The following is a 20,429-nucleotide window of genomic DNA, read 5'->3' on the forward strand; positions in this document are numbered from 1 at the left end:
ATGAATGTCGAGACTAATGTTCAACCACACAACCACGTTCTTGACACTTCTCTACGAACCCCAAAACCGCCTCCTCAGACGTTACATTATCTTTGATATTAACATAAGTGAGGTGTAGGAACCTAGAAAGAGTAAATAATGCTTTATCTCCGAGGTTGCAAGAATTCAGATATACCTTCTTTAAGGAGGCCATATTTTGCAGCATATAGAGAACTCCGAAGTCATCGACGGAAGTTTCTCCACACACAAGGATTGCTAAATTGGTTGCCTTTAGGGAGGTAAGTGCCTCAGATGTCACGTAATTGTTGGAAATATTAAGGTATAAGTATGGGAATGGTGGCAGTTTTGTTATCATATCGTTCGTAAGGTCGGTATTTTCTAATGACAACCAAATAATATTAGGAAAAGCTTCTAACTGCACAAGGTCCTCAGCTTTTAAGATATTATCCGACAAATCTAAACCAACCATTCTGGGTTGAAACTTTGCCAAACGCTGCCTCGCGGGAACGTCGTTGAGCCACATCTTATTTCTTGATAGATTTAAGATCACAGGGCCCTCCCCTATGGTCTCGTATTGGGCAAGTAATTCATCAGGGGTTAAGTAAAATGCTATTTCATTTGAAGGAAGAGAAATTGTTGATAAGTATGAAGCAAGCGCCCTCTTTTTAGATCTGTTTTTCCCGTCACCATTTTTGAAACATTCTTCAAGTGAAGAAGAAGCGTTTGTGGAGGGAATGGTGTTGCAAAAGGAAATGAATATAGTGAAAATAATGCCTAACCAAAACTTCATAACGTATGCTCCTAAATAATAGTTTTTTTGAAAATTATAAGGTTAACATATGTTTTTCTTCAAATTGATGCAAGGGCAATAGAGGAGAAAAGAAAACGAACTTAAATCCAGTTTCTTGGCAGCCCAAGCACACCCGTTATCGGATTTTGGCCAACATTGTTTAGAGCTTCGACGAATCTTTGCTTAAATCAATTTAAAAAAGACGAGAACAAATTGTAGAAAAGCAATAACACTGGGCCAAAAGGCGAGGATTAAGGGGGTCTGAAGGTGAGAAGTGGATTCCGCTTGGGCTCCTAAAATAGTAAATTGAGATATATCATAGTGATCTGGGTGATAATCGGATGTAGGAACAGGGCCACAAGGTGCTAATTTCAAGGCTTTGTATTGACAACAAGATGGATCTGAAGACAAGGTATAGTTTGACTGAGCCATCATCTGATTATAGGCATTAATGCTATAAGTTGAACTGTGACTGAAAGGTCCATACTGACTTGTCAAAAGCATTTTGGAATATAAAAAATAAGCTATACTCACTCCCGTTAGAAGGCCCATGGTTATCAGAATTCTTGTTTTGCTTCTTGCCTTGGCGCGTTCAGGACGCCCCTGAACAAAGGCAATACCTTGCGATACAGTCTTTTTTAAATCAGGACGAAAACACGCGTCGTTAAAAGGACGATTCACGGGTATTTGAATGACCATAAAGTATATCGTGCTTGCCAAGATTGGAACCATCGTGATGCCCGTCAAAATCCCCTTATCAAGATAACCATAAGAAGTGGCCATCGTATTGCGTTCACTGAATATAGGGACAAAATAGGGGCTTTTACAATGACCGGGGACTCTGGCTGGCATGAGCGCCCATTCCCCGATGATTGAGCCAGTAACAGCAAAAAAAGCACTAAAAAGAAACAAATTTCGAAGAGGACAGGTGTCTGAATAAAAATACCAAAATTGGTAGGCCCTTAACTTTTCTGCCCAAGTGTCCTCCACTATGGGTATGTGATATTTTGAGGCAAGAGAATAAAAGTCCTTTCGGTCAGCCCACTTCAAACCGTAGCGTAATTGAGCCAATACCTTGATTCTCTCACATATAGCTCTATGATAGGCTACCCTCATCCCATCTCTTACGGTATCCAATTTTCCGTTAAGCCGATAAATGGCAGCTAAATATTTTTTTAAAGGGAGGCCCAATCCCATTTCAGGGTTCAAATCAATCTCATCACCAAATATAACGCGGGCAACGACTTGAGAAAAAAACAGATTGGTCAGTCGTAGAGAATATTGGTCAACCCTTGGGAGTCGCTTTGTAACGAGATACCAAACATCTTCTGAAACATCATCCCACTTTTTGGTTGGGGGTTCCGATAACTGTGCAAGTTGTTCTGCTCGTTTCAAACATTCTTGTGAAAGAAGGTCCACAACAATTTGTTTCCTTTCGCCCTTCTCAAGAAAATCATAATCGGCATCTACAAACTGCCCCCCCTTATAAGGTTTCATTTCTATATCTTGAACTTCTTCCATAGATTGCAAGGCACCTTGTGTTGCAAAAAAGAGCATAAAAACAAGAATGATTGTAGAAAAAAGATTGTGCATCAACGATACTTTTATTACTTATATAAGTAATTCCTATATACAACGAGACTACTCCAACAGTCAAATAACCCGTACAAGTTCACAAACTCTTGGTAATGCGTTAATAATAATTAGACCACCAACAAATACCATCCTATATGAATATAGAAAAACTTTTCATAAAGTACCAATTATGTTATATATAGTGCGTTTGAAAGTCCTTTGGAAACAGCACAAGGGTCTACTTGGAAACGACAGAGCATTAATTTCATAGTAAACAGCCCCCCCACCAAATCTTCACAATCCATGGGAAACTTGTTCCTGCTGAGTCTTTACGTCACAAAATCGAGAATGATCTCCATGAGACGTGACGTGTGGCCCTTGGAATTGAAGACACTGGGGGGTTGAAACCTCCCTAGGTATCTTCTTCCTTTCCCCTATCGCTGTTTTGTGCAGCTTCATTCCCCTTTAACACAACATCTACAGGGTCGATTTCCATAAGATTTTGGAGAAACTCGTTCAATTGTCGCCGATATGCTGAATGGATGGGGCCATCCCAAGCGGGTGGTATGGTCCACACAGCACTGGTTCTGGGATCAGTTGCCTTGAAATGACTGCCACCAGGTTCAACACAGCATTTTAGACTCTTAAGAAGCCTAATCACTTGGTCTCTTGAGATATGGTTATTGGGTTTTTTTCCGTTTAAGCCAGTTCTCGTCAAATGACAAAAGACATCGTAATCCTCAGGAGAAAGAACTCTTATAACTCTCTCTTCCTCAAGTAAGACAACATCTACATATGGTTCTACTTCCCCGAGTTGAGGACCTAAGAGGGCTGCTCCTCGCGTTTTTACTCTCGCTTCAAAATGCAAAGCTCTTGGAGAGGTACGTTCGTTTGGTCTTGCGAACTCAAAAGGTGAATAGCTATTACGAGGATTTGAGCTCGGTAACGAAATTTGAGGAACACTCTGGTTTTGAATTTGCATTTCCCGCTCGCGCTTTGCTTCATCTCTTTTGGCTTGTTCTTCTAGTTGGAAGCGTTGACTTTCTTTTATTTCTTCAACCATTCGTTGACGTCGTTGGTTTTTCTTTTCTTCACGAACCATTTTATAAAAATCATTTAAGGGTATAGGATTTCCCATTAAGTCATCAAGCGCGGCGATGATATAGAGACTTCCTCTATCAGCATTATTTTCATACTCACCATGATAAAAATATCTCCGATACACTGCGATGGCTTCATTTAACAAATCCATACTTTGCTTTTGAAAGCCCTCCCTTAACCGTGATTGTTGTGAAGCATCCAATCCAGAAAAAATAGTTTGATTTGCACAAGCTAAAGAAGCTCCCTTCAAAGCCCCACAATAGGTAGCTTGCGGAAGTTGAACGAATATGGCTGGATCCATGCGTGAGGGCAAAGTTTGGAATAACTTGGTTAATCTAGAATTAAGCTGAGTTGTTATCGCGTCGGTAGGTATTCGCACCCTTATACCGATTTCTCTCAGTCTTTTTGAGTCGAAGTGTGTTGCCATTAAATCAAGAATACGCTTAGCCATTCTTGAAACTCCCATAAAACGATTGGTAAGACCATTATCTGTAAGGTTCCCTTGGCAAAGGGTGTCATATTCTGCACAGACTCCATCAAATACGCCTACGAATTTCTGCAAAGATATGTCAAGAAAATTTTTGTGAATCTCATAATCCAATTCACCGGGAAAGAGGTGTTGATGCCTATAGATGGACCGTAAAGACTCATCACACAATGTTAAGACTGCTTGGGGGTCGGTTTCTACGTGAGCTAAATAGATGCAGGCGTAAGAAAGCAGAATCAAAGAATGTTTACAAGACTGTTGGGCATTTTCGAGGAGGTTTTGATTGAGTTGCCTTTCCAGAATTTGGCAGCTCTCCTGAAGGTGGGCTTGCGCTGTACGAAAGTCACTTACGCTTGTTGGGCTGGCCTCTATTGTTGGATGACACAGTAATAAAAAATGGCCTCGATCCTTCAGGCAATTAGCTTTGTATTGTAAATTTCTTTTGTAAAAATCACCATTGATATCCGACACTAAACTGAGAGCTCTTGTAATCTTTTCAATAATGTCTCTCAGGAGATCAGCCTTTTTACGTTCCTTCCTCAATTTAGGAAGCTCTTCACTTTGAAGTTTTGCTGCTTCAGTAAGGATTATTATCGCCTCCCAATCTTTGAACAATTTGTCCGTATCTACCACTTGTTGGTTTGTTCCTTCGTGGGTATTGGGCTCAGGATGGGAAACCGCATTATCTTTTCCATTCTCCTCTTCCATAGATAGACAAGGGAAAGTAAAAACACAGAGAGATAGTGCGAGTGCCATTGGCGTCAGAATTTTAGACATATAGTAAGACTCCATGAATTTTGGGTAATATACAGCTTATATAGTCATAATTTTGTCAAATACAAGTAATAATTACAAACTTCTGCAAAAGTTGAAGCCTAATGAATCATTTATGACTCTGATTTGCCACCCTAATGAATGATACTCTGCTGAAATGTAAAAGGCTTCAGATAACCTAAGTTACCTGAAGCCTTCGTTTCTAGACCAGCTTATTCCTTAAAGAAGCTGAGAGCTTTTTCTTTTGCACTATCAACTAAGCCAAGGAAAAAGCTTTTTGCCTCTGGATCTTTGACTTTACTGTCAATCCCCTCTTTTGCTAGATAGGAAACGCCTTTGACAGCTTTTTCTCCTACTTTCCCGAGATCTTCGTTTTCTTTTTTGAACTTTTCATTTATTATTTTAGTATTTTTAAGAAAATCACCAGTTACTTCAGTCAAACTTGGTTCTTTTACCCTTGGCTCGATGGGTATTTTATGTCGAAGAAGATCTGGGTTCTCTTTCGAATATTTCTCCACCATTCTGTTATGACCTTCAGGATACCTTTCTGAATGATCAAAGTATTCTCTTGAATGAGACTCCATTGCATTCAATGTTGAAGGTACCGCTGCTGATAAAATTGTTAAACAAAAGTAAGATACTTTTTTTAACTGGTTTGTTTTTTTCATAATCATGATAGTCTCCTTTGTTAAGTATTGTTCTCAAGAACCTTGGGCAGGCTGTCACCTGCACTTAGGTTCGTCTTAGAAACCCCTCTTGAGTTTCCTTTCTTGTTAATTCTTAGAAGTGGCTCTTTTAACCAGACGTCCTGAATTAACATCTACAGATTACAAAGAAGAGCAATGTAGACCTATCCTGAGAAAGGCTGTAAGGAGGGCTTCTAAGGGGAAATTACTTAGATATTATTTGAGACAACATGGATCATTTTAGGTTTGGCTTTAAATAGGTTTGTGGAAGAATTGATATAGAAATTTGAAAAATCTCTAGTTATGAGTTTTAGCACGAGAGCACACTCTCTGATTTTTTTAATGTACAATACTGATGTTGTAAACGAGCTAAGCTCCCTAACCTTATAAATATACAGTCAGGAAACTTAGCTTAATAAGTTTAGCTATATGGGAAGAATATTAAAGTATTCCAAAGCTTGTTTTCTCCTCAAATTTACTGCCATCTCCTCTTGTAAATTCGGTAACCTCAGCTCTTAAAAGGGGGATCTGCTTTTTAACTACTCTTGACCCATAATCACCTACATCCCCATCGAATACATCACCAAAGGGTTCAAGCTTTCGTTTCACGGTTGAGAAGAGCCCCGTATCATTTTCAAAATATCTTCGTTTTTTAGGGGTATATTTCTTTCCCTGATCGTTATTAACCCATCCAATAATTCTTTCTTCTAGTACATAGTTTGGAACAAGAAGTTCATATTCAGGCTTAAGGTACTCCGCTACATCAGAAACTAATTTTACAACATGATACACATACTGCAGTTCTTCATCAGCTTTAAAACGCAAATGAACAGCCTTAAGAGGTAGTACTATACTTTTTTGAGGTTCTGCATGCTTCATCTGACTCTTACCTGTATAAACGACTGTAGGTATAAATTCCTGAGAAAAAGAATTTTGCTCTCTGTTAAATACAGGCTCCCCAACAGGAACAAACATATTTTGTAATTGATGTGGAAAACCTACTTCAAGTTCTTGGTTGGGAAAACGAACAACTTTATTTGCCCCATCCATAACAAAGATATTAACTCGCTCATATGAAAAGTGATTATAGTTATCTTCCTTCCATCCGACATGTTCAGCGCTATGGTTAAATACTCTATCACCAACTAGCTTTATTTCAGGCGCATATTCCTCGCCATCCATAAAAATCTTGTTTGCCCCCTCTCCCCTTAAATATCTAACTATTTTTCTTGAATAACCACTATTAGGTTCACGTAGATTTGGTTTATCTTCCCACCCAAAGTTACAAGGTATTTGAAGACTATTAGCTTGGGTAACTTCACCTTGCTTATGTCCTGATTCAGAGCCATTAGAATATAAGCTAATCTCCAATCTCCCATTCACATCAGGACTATGCTTTTTGGGATTAAGATTTGGGTCTTGCTCATGAGAGGGTGCTCTTTTTCTTGGATTTTCTGGATTTTCATTTTGAAAATCAGTGCCATCTGCTGAATAACACGGGATGCTGCTTAGACAAATAGACGTAAACAATGATAATACAATGAGTTGGATGGACTTTTTATGGGACGATACTTTCAATTTACTATTCATAATACTCTCCTTTAGTTTTCTTTCATTTTACATTGTTTTGAGTGACAACCAAATCACCCTGACCTATAAAATTTGACAAGAATCCTAGCACAGAAACATCCTGATTATTCCCTTGAGTTTTCAAAACCTAGGGTGATTCACCAGATTCCGGAATTTTATTAAAGTGTTTTTATTTGGCGCCAATTTAGAGTAAAGTGTGAAGGTTTTCTCTTGCGTTCACTGCCTTTGATTAATTAATAAGGATAAGCGGCATTATGCAAACACAGAATCATTATATTCCGCAAGATATCTACGACAAGTACCTCAAATCAATTAAGGGCATAAGCTTTACACGTCGCGAAATTGACATTCTTTCATTTTTCGTGCGAGGAAGGTCTACAAAAAGAATTGCAACTTCTTTGTCCATTTCCCCAAAAACAATTGAGTTTCATACTCGAAATATCATGCAAAAACTAGGGTGTAACTCAAAAGAAAAGGTGATTGATTTTATGGAAGAATCCGAAGTGCTTCCATTAATTAGGAAGTACCATACGAGTTCTCTCATAAATGAGGCCTTTGAAATTAGTCTAATTAATATACATAAGCTAACCCACAATGCTAGGCAAAGATCCTGTAAAATAAGACTTAAAGATGATGATTTGATGGTGCTTCTTAGCAAGAATCTCAGCCATCACCTCAAAGTCTGTGGAACCAGAATAAAAATAAATTGGAGCAACGAAACGCCAACAAAAGATACATATCGCTCTGCAATTATTATCCCAAAAGGATCTTTCTTATCGAATGATGAAATTTGTCTGGATGGGAAAAATTATTATTCTGCAGTTTTCCTAATTCTTGAGAAGATTATACCCATAGATCAGATAAAGCAGATATCTACCGAATTTAATTCAACCTACGATAAATTAATACAAGATCAAGATTCTGTCCAAATCAATATTGATTCGAAAAACATAAAATTGCCTTCCTCGAGGGGCTTTCAAAAGAAATGGAACAAAATACATAGCATTTGGATATCTATCTTAGTAACTATGACAATTCTATTTGGAATGTTTTACTTGAAAACTGATAATTTTAACAAACATAACTCTTTTAAGAAAGCATCAATCAGTTCTGAGCTAGCTATACCTTCAGAGTCAACGCTTCTTCACCGACCATTCATAATGTCACAGATCACCAAAGCGCTTCAGCACGGAAGAAATCTACAAACAATCGTCCTTGCTGGAGGGGGAGGATATCGGAAAACAACGCTCGCTCGTCAATTTGCGAGCAATCAACAGACAGATTTAATATGGGAGATTAACTCAGAAACACAAGAAAGTGTTCTAGAGTCATTTGAAGAACTTAGCCAGGCTCTTGCCATTTCAGATAAAGATAAGAAAACGCTAGATAAAATAACAGAAATTAAAGATCCGATTGAGAGACAGTCAGGAATAATCAATTTTGTTCACGAGAAATTGATAACTCGATATAGTTGGGTGCTATTGTTTGATAACGTAGATAATTTAAAATTGATACAAAGCTACATACCCCATAAAATAAGCACCCCACACAAAGGTATTGTTCTTATCACAACGCGATTTAAGGATTTAAACTTGAAAAATGGAAATCCTCATACAATTTATATCAACGAATTGGATTCAAAAGATAAATTGTCTCTTTTTCTAAAAATAATGAATTCTGATAACGGACGAAATGATTTTTATAAGAGCACCAGCCAAACTGAGGAATTTCTAAAGCAGATACCGCCTTACCCTTTAGATGTATCTCTTGCCGCATATTATTTAAAAGCGACAAGCACATCTTATATTGATTATCTCCATCAATTAGAAAAATATCCTAAAGAATTTTTAGACTTAGAAAAAGATGTTTTCAGATCAAAGAATGATTATCAAAAGACGCGCTATTCTATCATAACTTTATCATTGAGTGAGATTTTAAAGGCTCACAAAGATTTCAAAGAACTTCTATTGTTGATTTGCCTTCTAAATTCACAAAACATTATTAAACAAATGCTCGATTCTCATAAAGGTGTGGTTGTAGCAGATAATCTCATGTTTCACCTTAAAAAGTATGACTTGATAAAAGATAGTCACATGTCAAGGTTTCAATCTTTACCCACATTTTCCATTCACCGAAGTACTCAAAACATAAGCCTTGCTTATCTTAAAGAAATCTTGAACTTAAAGGAGAACAGACAGTTAACTGAACCAATAATCGCTAGTGTAATTGACTACTTGAACATGGCAATTGATAAGGAGGAATTTTTAAAATTACCCATCTTGTTAGGACACTGTGAGGCAATATTATCTCATGAGGATATCTTGGATAATGTTAGCAAGAATCTAATTTACTGCGAATTAGGTTGCATATATTTTTATATAGGAAATAAAGGTAAAAGTCGTCGCTTTCTTGACTTAGGGTACAGTGAGATTATCAAAATAAATGAAGTCCAACAAGTTAGATTTATTAAGGTTTTAAGCCATATGGGACAAGTATATAGGAGATTTGGGGACTATGAAAAAGCTACAGTACTTTTAAATATGTCTCTTAAAACTATTCAAAAGCATTCTCCTCATAATCATAAAGAAATCGCACAAATATTAACCTACTTGGGAATTGTTTATCGAGACCAAGGAAATTATATATCTGCTCGTAAATTGTTGGAAAATAGTCTTCATATATTTCAAAATCAATTTCCTGAAGATAAAATTAATCATGCCTGGGTTGAAACTTACCTTGGGACTGTTTACAAAGAACTTGGTCTCTTAAACGAAGCACAGAAATTGCTTGAAGGTAGTATATTTGTTTATCAAAGTCAGTTTTCTGATACCAATCCAGATCTTATTGCTTGGGCTAAAGTATATTTAGGGGATGTTTATAGGGAACAGGGCAACTATAAGAACGCTCACTTACAATTGCAAGATGGTCTCAATATTTACAAACAGTGCGTTGCGAAAGATCATTATGATATAGGTTGGACCATGTCGTATACTGGGAGACTCTATGCTGATATGAGAGAATATCAGAAGGCAAAGCAAATCCTTGAAGAGAGTTTGATAATTTATCTTAAGCACTTCCCAGATGATCATTACGAAGTTGCCTATACAATGAATCATTTAGGTAGAGTTTGTGGAATTTTGGGCGATTATCAAAGAGCTCTAAGTTTGACTAATAAAAGTTTGAGAATCACGAGAAAGCACTTTGGAGAAGACCACTTTGAAACCGCTCGAGTTCTTATAAACTTGGGTAAAATATATTTGAAAATGGGAAATATCGAAGAAGCACAAAAATTATTTTATACCTCCTTGAATATATATGAACACAATCCTCAATCTGATATGTATCTAATCTTCGAGAGTCTTGCAGATTCATTTTTGAAAATCGCTGATAGAGTAAAGAAGAATGCTAATACTAAACAATACGATAATGCGAGGTGCCATGCTCTAGAGTTCTTACAAAAAGCCATAGAGAGTTTACGAGCTCTACAAGACCCTTATTCCATACACCATTCAAGAATTCTCTCAAAATTAAATAACTTGAGATCAAATAAGACCCTATAGCTCCAGGGTTCATAAGAACCTTCATTTTGTGGTAAAAAAATGTCAGCAAACATATCCGCTTATGAATAAATCAAAATATTAGGAATCAAAGTGTACATATCTTGACAAAGACAGAAATGAGACCATCTATGGGAAAATTACCTAGATAATGTTTGAGACAATATGGCTCTTGATATAGTCTTGACTTTCAGTCACATTAGGAACAAAAGGCTATAAGTAAACGAAACACATATGTGACGCACTTTAAAGTCGCCTCAAAATAAAGCTCTCATATGAATTACAAACATTTAAAAATTATCAATGGCGTAAATTTTACTCCTCGTGAAATCGATGTTATTGCCTGCCTTTTGAGTGGTAAAGGTAGCAAAACCATTGCTCAGTTCTTATCCATTGAAGAAAAAACTGTCGAAACCCACAAATATAACGTGTTGAGAAAATTAGAATGCAATACCAAAGAGGGAATTATCCACTTTGTCGAAAAATCTGATAAATTCTCAGCTTTAAAAAATCATTACGTAAGTTTGTTGTGCGACGCCATTTTTGAAAAGTATCTTAAGCAAATCTTAGGACTTAAAAAGAGTGACGAAGTCTTTTGTGTTCTTATCTATGAAAAGACATACAGTGATATTGATTTTGTCAATCAACTGTTAAAACACTTAAAACTTGCAGGAATCAAAACATGTGGGGAGCTAAAAGGGGATCACAAATCTCTGAATCATCTCATCCATCATGTCAACTCTCAAGCTGTAAATTCTTTAATTTACCTAACATCTGAAACATTCCTTACAAAACTAAAGGTTGGTGATCCCCAAACCAAGCTAGAAGTTGAAGCTCTTACAAAGAAAATGGATCAAAACAATAGAAAAACACTTTTTGTTTTGCAAAGCGATGAAGCTCTACCTGCCATTCCTCAAGAGATAAAAGCTGTCGGATATATAGATATTGGTGCCCAGGGAAATTACTACTACTGTGTTTTAGAGATTTTGCAATCAATATTGTCGAATGTCAGTCTAGAGAACCTTATAGCGGATTTCAAAAAGCATTACGAAACCATCAATGGTGATGGTGAAAAGACGCCCTCACAATTATGGTCTGAGATCGAGGGGGTATCCGAGACGAAAAAACCTAAAAATCACTTTCTGACTTTTCATTCAAAAAGGAAGTCAAGAGGTTTGTATGTTGGCGGCACATTGGTCGCGGGGTGTGCATGCCTATTACTCGTCCTAAGCACTAATAACAGCTTTCTGAAGAGCAAGGATCAACACAATAATACTCAAGACCCAGGCACGATTCGATCTGAGTTATTAATTCCCGCTGACAAAACCTTACTCACTCGTCCTCGACAACTTGCTCAAATAGAAGAATCCTTAAAAGGAAAGGAAGGAATTCAAACAGTTGCCTTGGTAGGGGTAGGTGGAGCTGGAAAAACAACTATTGCTAGACAATACGGAAAAAGTCAAAAATCAAACGATGTTTGGGAGATAAACGCAGAGACCCAAGAGAATCTGAAAGACTCATTCGATAATCTCGCACAAACTCTTGCTAAAACAGATGAAGATAGAAAAATTTTACAACTTCTGAGAGAAATAAAGAATACCTCTGAAAGAGAAGAAAGCATCCTTCAATATGTACAACAACGCTTAAGATTACGGGCAAATTGGCTATTAATATATGATAACGTAGAAAGGTATGCAGATATAAAGAAATTTTTTCCCTATGACGCTGATCTCTGGGGAAGAGGAAGTGTTATTGTTACAACAAGAGACACAAACATTCAAAACAATAACCATATCAGTCATGTTATTCATATTGGCGAATTGGATCCAAAAGAAAAACTCGTTCTTTTTAGAGGAATCATGAGTAATGGAAATCCTCATCAAATTTATCTATCCCAACAAAAACAAGCACAAATTTTTATAGATAAACTCCCCCCATATCCATTAGACATTTCAACAGCTAGTTATTATATCAAAACGACAAATGTTTCTTATGAAGACTATTTGAGATATTTAAGTGAATATGATAAGGATTTTGAGTCTATACAAGAAGATCTTTTAAGTGAAGCAAGTAAATATACAAAAACTCGATATAGTATTATTAGATTGTCCTTACAACATATCATTAAGTCCAATTCTGAGTTCAAAGAACTTCTTTTTCTAATATCTCTTTTAGATTCGCAAAAGATACCGAGAGACTTATTGAGAAAATATAAAAATGATATTCTTGTTGACAACTTTATTTATCATTTAAAGAAACACTCTCTTATCATAGATGAATCTTTTACCCCACTAGGCTTGACAATATCAATACATAGGAGTACTCAGGGAATTCTATTATCCCTCCTTAAAAAATCAATAAATGAAGAGGAAAAAAAGAAGTTTCTACTGTTAATGACTAAAGTTATCGAGTCTTATACCGCAGATATAATGGACAATGAAGATTTCTCAAAAATGAAATTACTTACTAGTCATTATGAAAAGTTCATGAGTCATCAAGAATTATTAGCACATTGCACAGTGGCTTCAATTGGAGGAAGATTAGGTAGCATTTATTATTATCAAGGTTCTTATTTAAAAGCAAAAGGCATGCTTGAAAGTAGCCAGAGCCTTATAAAACAAGATTCTGAAAAAGATAGTCAAACAAAAGCTTACACATTAATGTTTTTAGGAAACGTTTATAGGGGGATAGGAGATTACAAAAAGTCGAGAGAGCTCCTGAATAAAAGTATAAATATTTATAGAAGAAATTCTACAAACTCTTCTGGGCTTGCTCGAGCTTTAGGGTACTTAGGTTACATATGTAGGGAAACAGGATGTTATAAAGAGGCGGAAAAGTTACTCAATCAAAGCCTGGAAATTTATAGAAACTCGACAAACGGGGATTCCATTCCATTAGCATGGATATTAGCACATCTTGGTATGACCTATAGAGAAACTGGAAACTATGACAAAGCGAAAACAAATCTTGAGCAGAGTTTAACGATATATAGAACCAAATCGGAGGACTATGTCGGAGTCGCTTGGGCATTAGGTCATTTAGGGATTGTTTACAAAGAAATTGGCAATCACCAAAAATCACAAGAATTATTAGAAGCAAGTATCAGGATTTATAAAAAGCATTTCTCTGAAAATCATATTTATGTAAATTGGGCTTTAGCACATTTGGCGGAAGTATTTTGCAACCTAAAACAATACGAAAAAGCAAAAACAACCCTTGAAAAGAGTTTGGCTGTTCACGAAAATAACCATGGTATAAATCATATCTCAACGGCTCAAATTCTAAATAGTTTAGGGAAAGTTAATTTTTTGGAGGGAAACATTGAAAGGGCTGAACTCTTACTAAATAGGGCTCTAGCGATCTATCAAGAACATAAACATCCTGAAAGCTATAGAGCCTTAGAGAATCTGTCTGAACTATATACCAGAAGATTTGAAAACATAGGATATACAAATAAAAACCCAGAACATCAAACCTATAAAAATAAGGCTCTGATCTACTTGCAACAGGCATTAAGTACTGTAAAATCTCATTTTCCTTCAGATTCTCCTCATGCTATAAGAATCCGTGCTAAACTCAGTAAACTTGAAAAAATTTAATGGATTCTTCTAAGAAGGAAACTTATGAAGCTTCTTGTGCTGCAAACGCTCACCGTCGTCATTTTATTAAATATGTTTCTAAACATAGAGATGTTAAAATAGACTTTGTAGACCCTAGAAAGCTTTATAGAAGATCCTTGATTAATTTTTCCCCGTAAGTCAGATTGTGTTTAATACAATGTTAATAAGCGGATCGGCTTATGAATAAATCCAAACCTCTCATAACTCAAATTTCTGCATCATACCACAACCAACTAAAGATTATTAATGGCGTCAAATTTACGCCAAGAGAAATAGATGTTATCGCAGGACTTTTGAGTGGCAAGGGCAGCAAAACAATTGCTCGCTTTCTATCTATTGAAGAAAAAACGGTTGAAACTCACAAATATAACGTGATGCGCAAATTAGAATGCAACACCAAAGAGGGAATTATTCACTTTGTCGAAAAGTCGGATAAGTTTTCTGCCTTAAAAAATCACTACATAACTTTACTGCGCGAAGCGATTTTTGAAAAATATCTTAACCAAATTTCCACTCATTGCAGAAATATAGGGCAAAATTGCATTGTTGTTTATGCGAAAGATGAGAATAAGTCTACTTTTATCAATCAACTGGTGAAAGATTTAGGCCTTGCAGGAATTAAAGCATATCCTGAAGAAAAGGTAAATCTTAAGCCCCTCTCTATCCTGAATAACCAAGAAGCTCCTTCCATCATATATCTGGCATCAGGTACTTTCATTGAAAAACTTAACTTAGGAGATAGCCAAGCTAAGCTAGAAGTGGCTGCGCTTACTAATAATTTGGACCAAGGGCAAAGAAAGATCCTCTTTCTTTATGAAGGCTCAGAAACACCTTTAGATATCCCTCAAGAGATTCAAGAGGCTGGATACGTAGATTGTGGATTACAAAAAGATTACTATTTTGTTGTTTTTGAAATCTTGCAAGCACTGTTACCAAATTATAATGCAGAAAAAATCATCCTCGAATTTAAAGAACAATACAAAACCATCTCCGACTCATATGATTATTCTCACCTTGATCAGAAATTTGCTGACAATCATGATTTTAACTATTCAAAATTAAATAATGCAGGTGAAAATGAGGTAGGTTATACCTTAAATAGCCATAGGAAAACGTCCATTAAATCTGATTTAATTATTCCAACTGAAACGACTTTTCTCCATCGACCAACCGTAATGTCCCAAATCGGAAATGTTCTAAGTGGTAATGAGGATATTCAAACTGTTGCTCTGGTAGGAATTGGTGGAGCAGGAAAGACCACTATGGCCCGTCGATACGCTAGAAATCAAGATGGTTCCGTTGTATGGGAGATTAATTCTGAGACTCAAGAAAATCTAATGAGTTCATTTGAAAACCTTGCCTATGCTCTTTCCCAAACTGAAGATGAGAAAAGGGTGCTAAGAGGATTGCAAGAAATATCCAACCTAAAAGACAAAGAAGACAAAGTAATTTTATTTGTTAAAGATAAATTAAGATCTGAGGATAAGTGGTTCTTAATTTATGATAATGTTGGGAAATTTTCTGATATTCAAAAGTATTTTCCCTTCAACGTTGAGACATGGGGAAAAGGGAAAGTTATCATTACTACGAGAGATAGCACTATTCAACACAACAACCACGTTAAAGCTGCTATAACTGTTGCTGAGCTCGATACAAATGATAAGTTTACCTTATTTAACAACATCATAGATCGTGACGGCGCTTCTCAATTAGATGACAACAATAAGGAACAGATTACATCGCTTTTAAGCTTTATACCGCCCTTCCCCTTAGATGTCTCAATAGCCGCTTACTACTTAAAAACGACAAATCTTCCCTATAAAAACTATATCGCTCATTTAGGTGAGTACAATATAGACCTAGATAACATCCAACAAGATATAATAAAAGAGGCTACTCAATATGAGAAAACTCGCTATTCCATCGTTACATTAAGCTTGCAATGTTTCCTCAATTATAACAAAGAATTTGAGGATCTTTTGTTATTAATAAGCTTAATAGACTCCCAACAGATTCCCAAAGATTTATTAAGCTCATATAAAGGAGAAGTTGCTGTTGATAGCTTTATCTACCATTTAAGAAAGTATTCACTCACAGTTTGCAGCCCCTCTGATAGTTTCCATCCAGTCCCATCCCTTACGGTTCACCGTAGCACCCAAGAAATTAGCTTATCTTACCTGGCAACCAATTTAAATTTGAAAAACAATCTAACGCCTATAAAGTCAATTGCCGAAGTCTTAGAAAAATATGCGTCCAAAATATTCGACATTGTTGACTTTACGATGATAAAAAACTTAAAAAGCCATTGTGAAATATTTTTAAGTCATTCCAATTTGTTAACAAAGGACATTCAAACATCCATAGAAGGGGTTTTAGGAGCCATACATTATAATCTCGGCAATTATATACACGCCAAATCAATTCTTGAAGAATGTCTTCCAAAGCTAGATAAGACCGAGATCCATGATCGTGCACGTTGCGCTAAGGTTATGGTTTACCTCGGAATGGTTTATAGAAAATTAGGAGAATATGAGAAGGCTAAGGATGCAATTGAACAAAGCCTCTTGATCTATGAAAAGGATTTTCCTGATAACCATCTTGAATTCGTCTGGGCTCTGGGAAACTTAGGACTGATATATAGACACTTAGGGAATTATGAAAAAGCTAAATCATTTTTTGAAGATAGTTTAGTGGTTTATAAGAAATATTTTGATGGATGTTATATAGGTAACGCTTGGGCATTAGTGAATTTAGGAAATATATATAGAAACCTGGGTGATTATAAAAGAGCTCAAGATCTTCTAAAGCAAGGGATTGAAATTTATAAAAAAAATTTACCAGAGAACCATACTGAAATTGCATGGGCTTTCGTGCAGTTAGGGGATATTTATAGAAGTTTAGGTATGTACGATGAAGCAGCAAGTTTACTTAAACAAAGTCTCTTAATGTATGAAGAACAATTTGGAAAAGATCACATTGAAGTTGCTTGGGTATTGGCATATTTGGGGAAAATCTATAGGGAAGCAGCCTATCACGAAAAAGCTATGAAATTACTTATGCCAGATGAATTTCTTCACCCATCAAGCCCTAAGGAAGATCTCCCGGAAGGCGCTTTGTGTTTGCAAATTTTAGGAAGCTCACCCATCGACCCGAGTCAATACGATAAAACAAAAGAATTGCTCGAAGAATGTCTGATAACGTTTGAAAAGCAATTTGGTAAAAATCACATTTCTACAGCTAGAATAATCGTGTATTTAGCTGAATTTCATAAGGATTCTGGTAGTCTAGAAAAGGCTGAACAATTATTAAACCAGACCCTTAAGATTTATACAGACAATTTTGGCATTGACCACATAAAAACAGCACGTGCTCTTAGAGCACTGGGTGAAGTGTATTTTATGCAAGGATATATGGAAACTGCTGAAGATTATATACATAGGGCCTTGATGATATTTGAGAAGCACAACCACCCCGAAAGCTTTAAGGCTTTGGAATGCTTAGCGGGGATATCATTAGAAAAGCTTACGGTTGAAAAGAATGTTAGAGAGGCTCAAATCTACAGAAAAGAAGCAATTGATTATCAACAGAAGGCCTTAGCAATAGCAAATGCTTATTTCCTTGCCAATTCTCCCCATACAATCCGGATCCAAACAAAACTGAAAAGTATTGAGAATACCTAAATTAGAAGCCTACAAAATAATTCAAGAAACTCCATTTTCTTCCCTTATTTGGCTCATTTGATTCTTTCTGTATTTTAGAGTAAATCTGTGTCTCTCTTTTTTTAATTTCTTACTCTTCAGTAGTCCATGATTGCGTTAGTGAGAGACATATCAAGGAAACAAACCCACGACCGGTTAAGAATTTTTGATTTTGCTTTTTTAGCTTTATTCATGATAATCTCAATTTGTTAAGTATTGTCTCAAGAACCTGGGTTAGGCTGTCACCTGACCTAGGTTCGCTTAAGAGCCGCTATTGTGGTTCCTTTCTTGTCAATTCCTCAACGATCTATTTTATGAAACGTTGAATGAATTAACATCTAAACTTTATGAGGAAAGTCAAGACATACCCATCCTGATAAAACCCGTCAGGAGCACCTCTCAGGAAGGATTACTTAAAGTTTTTCGGAAGATGATAGAGTGCTTGACTCAAACCTTGTCTATAAGTCACATTGTGAGTACAATAATGTTAGCAAGCAGAACGGTTTATGAATAAATCGAGCCCTCCCATCACGCAAAATCCGCTTATTTATTACAGTCAATTAAAATCCGTAAATGGTGTAAAATTTACCCCCAGGGAGATAGACGTAATTGCATGTCTTCTGAGTGGCAAAGGCAGCAAAACCATTGCTCATTTCTTATCTATTGAAGAAAAGACAGTTGAAACTCACAAATACAATATCATGCGAAAGTTGGAGTGTAACTCTAAAGAAGGGATCATAGAATTTATTGAAAAGTCGGATAAATTTTCAGTTTTAAAGCAGCATTACTTGACCTTGTTAAGCGAAGCAATTTTTGAAAAACATCTCTCTAAGATATTGAGTTTTAACAGAAACATCAGACATTCTAGCCTCCTTTTCTATGAGAAGAACTCTCACTTCATCAACCAGTTGGAGAATCATTTAAAACGTGCAGGAATAAATATCTTTGGGGAATCATTAGATAAACATAAATCTTTACCCCAACTCATTCATCACATTACCGCACAAGAAGTAGAATCTATCATCTACATAATTTCTAGGCCACTTCTTGAAAAAATGAAAGAACCCGACAACCAATCCAAGTTAGAAATGGCTGAACTGACTCAAAAACTTGCTCAGAATAACACAAGAGTTATCTTTGTTTTGGAAAGAGATGATATTTCACTAGAAATACCTCAAGAGATACGGGATGCTGGTTACGTAGATTTTGGAACGGAAGATAGCTATTATTTCACCGTTTTAAAAGTCTTGCAAACCTTACTACCTAAGGTTGATTTAGATAAATTTACTTCAGATTTTAAGCATCAATATCAAACGATCTATGAATCTTCAGCAAAAACATCTTCTCAAACATGGTCACCAATAGATGACTTACCCCAAGCAGAAAATTCTGGAAGTTCCATCTCATCTGTTTTTTCAAAGCAGAAAAGGAAGATCGTTGTTTTTGGGAGCACACTCGTTTTAAGCAGTACATGTCTATTATTCCTTACCCTCAACAATAATAGTTATTACCCTAAGGGACCATCAGAAAAGATTCACAATTTACAATCCATCCGTTCAGACTTGCCAATTCCAGCAGATAAGACGCTTCTTAACCGTCCCGAGCTTCTTAAGCAAATAGATGAAGCATTAAAGGGGAATGAAGGCATTCAAACAGTTGCTTTGGTAGGAATCGGTGGTGCTGGAAAAACAACTCTTGCACGTCAATATGCTCAAAAGCAAAAAGCGCCCATTATCTGGGAAATTAACGCAGAAACTAAGGGAAGTTTCATTGGTTCATTTGAAAATTTAGCTTACTCACTTTGTCGAAGGGATGAGGAAAGGAAGACATTACGAGAGCTTCAAGACATTAAAAATTCATTAGATAGGCAGGAAAGAATAATTTTATTTGTAAAAGAGAGGCTCAAGCTTTATCCAAATTGGGTCTTAATCTTTGATAATATTGAAAAGTTTGACTCTCTTCAAACATACTTTCCATCTGACTCAGCAACCTGGGGATCGGGAAAGATTATTGTAACTACACGAGATGCTAATATTCAAAATAACAACCATATTAACCAAACTATCCACATAGGGGAGCTTAAGCGTCAAGAAAAATATCTTCTTTTTTCGAATATCATGCATCAAGGTAACATTCACAATATTTCAACTCCTCATCAAGAGCAGACTCATAAGTTTCTAAATCACCTCCCTCCTTTTCCGCTTGATATCTCAATTGCAGCATATTATTTAAAAACAACTAATGTAACTTATGAGAAATATTTGGAATATCTAAAAGAGTACAATCAATCTTTTGAAAGCATTCAAGAAAACATTCTAAAAGAAACAAATGAATACACAAAGACTAGATATGGTATAGTTACGTTATCTTTAAAAAATCTCATAGAAATTAATGAAATTTTTCCAAGCTTATTATTGTTTGTAAGCTTATTAGACTCTCAAAATATTCCTAAAGATTTGTTGAGCACCTTAAAAGAGGGTATTAACAAATAAGTGACGCATTTAGATTAACAGTCTTGTTAACGTGAACAGCTGCAAAGAGCCCCAAGGTC

The 20,429-nt window shown here is 36.1% G+C and carries 9 protein-coding genes; 4 read left to right on the forward strand and 5 right to left on the reverse strand.

Annotated features, from left to right (window positions below; genetic code table 11):
* Positions 1 to 13: 13 nt before the first annotated feature.
* The 5 genes from K2Y18_04390 to K2Y18_04410 form a co-directional block, all read right to left on the reverse strand.
* Complete coding sequence (locus K2Y18_04390; protein ID MBX9804978.1) at positions 14 to 790, reverse strand: hypothetical protein; 777 nt, start codon at positions 788 to 790, stop codon at positions 14 to 16.
* 183 nt (positions 791 to 973) lie between these two features.
* Complete coding sequence (locus K2Y18_04395; GenBank protein ID MBX9804979.1) at positions 974 to 2,383, reverse strand: hypothetical protein; 1,410 nt, start codon at positions 2,381 to 2,383, stop codon at positions 974 to 976.
* A 394-nt stretch (positions 2,384 to 2,777) separates the two neighbouring features.
* Positions 2,778 to 4,730, reverse strand: a complete 1,953-nt coding sequence (locus K2Y18_04400; protein ID MBX9804980.1) for a hypothetical protein — start codon at positions 4,728 to 4,730, stop codon at positions 2,778 to 2,780.
* Between the two features lie 209 nt (positions 4,731 to 4,939).
* On the reverse strand, positions 4,940 to 5,401 hold the full coding sequence (locus K2Y18_04405) for a hypothetical protein (protein MBX9804981.1): 462 nt from the start codon (positions 5,399 to 5,401) through the stop codon (positions 4,940 to 4,942).
* Between the two features lie 453 nt (positions 5,402 to 5,854).
* The gene (locus K2Y18_04410; protein MBX9804982.1) at positions 5,855 to 7,003 is read right to left on the reverse strand and encodes a hypothetical protein; all 1,149 of its coding nucleotides are present in this window, start codon (positions 7,001 to 7,003) and stop codon (positions 5,855 to 5,857) included.
* 254 nt (positions 7,004 to 7,257) lie between these two features.
* On the opposite strand from K2Y18_04410, the gene K2Y18_04415 reads away from it, so the two are divergent.
* From K2Y18_04415 to K2Y18_04430, 4 genes are all read left to right on the forward strand, one after another.
* The gene (locus K2Y18_04415; GenBank protein ID MBX9804983.1) at positions 7,258 to 10,563 is read left to right on the forward strand and encodes a tetratricopeptide repeat protein; all 3,306 of its coding nucleotides are present in this window, start codon (positions 7,258 to 7,260) and stop codon (positions 10,561 to 10,563) included.
* Positions 10,564 to 10,835: 272 nt separating this feature from the next.
* Positions 10,836 to 14,159 (forward strand): tetratricopeptide repeat protein, encoded by a 3,324-nt coding sequence (locus tag K2Y18_04420; protein ID MBX9804984.1) that lies wholly within the window; start codon positions 10,836 to 10,838, stop codon positions 14,157 to 14,159.
* Between the two features lie 200 nt (positions 14,160 to 14,359).
* Entirely contained in the window at positions 14,360 to 17,860 is a 3,501-nt protein-coding gene (locus tag K2Y18_04425; GenBank protein ID MBX9804985.1) for a tetratricopeptide repeat protein, read from the forward strand.
* 524 nt (positions 17,861 to 18,384) lie between these two features.
* On the forward strand, positions 18,385 to 20,370 hold the full coding sequence (locus K2Y18_04430) for a LuxR C-terminal-related transcriptional regulator (GenBank protein ID MBX9804986.1): 1,986 nt from the start codon (positions 18,385 to 18,387) through the stop codon (positions 20,368 to 20,370).
* Positions 20,371 to 20,429: the final 59 nt, after the last annotated feature.

The organism is Alphaproteobacteria bacterium, from assembly GCA_019746225.1.
In the GTDB taxonomy this organism is placed as follows: Bacteria; Pseudomonadota; Alphaproteobacteria; order Paracaedibacterales; family VGCI01; genus VGCI01.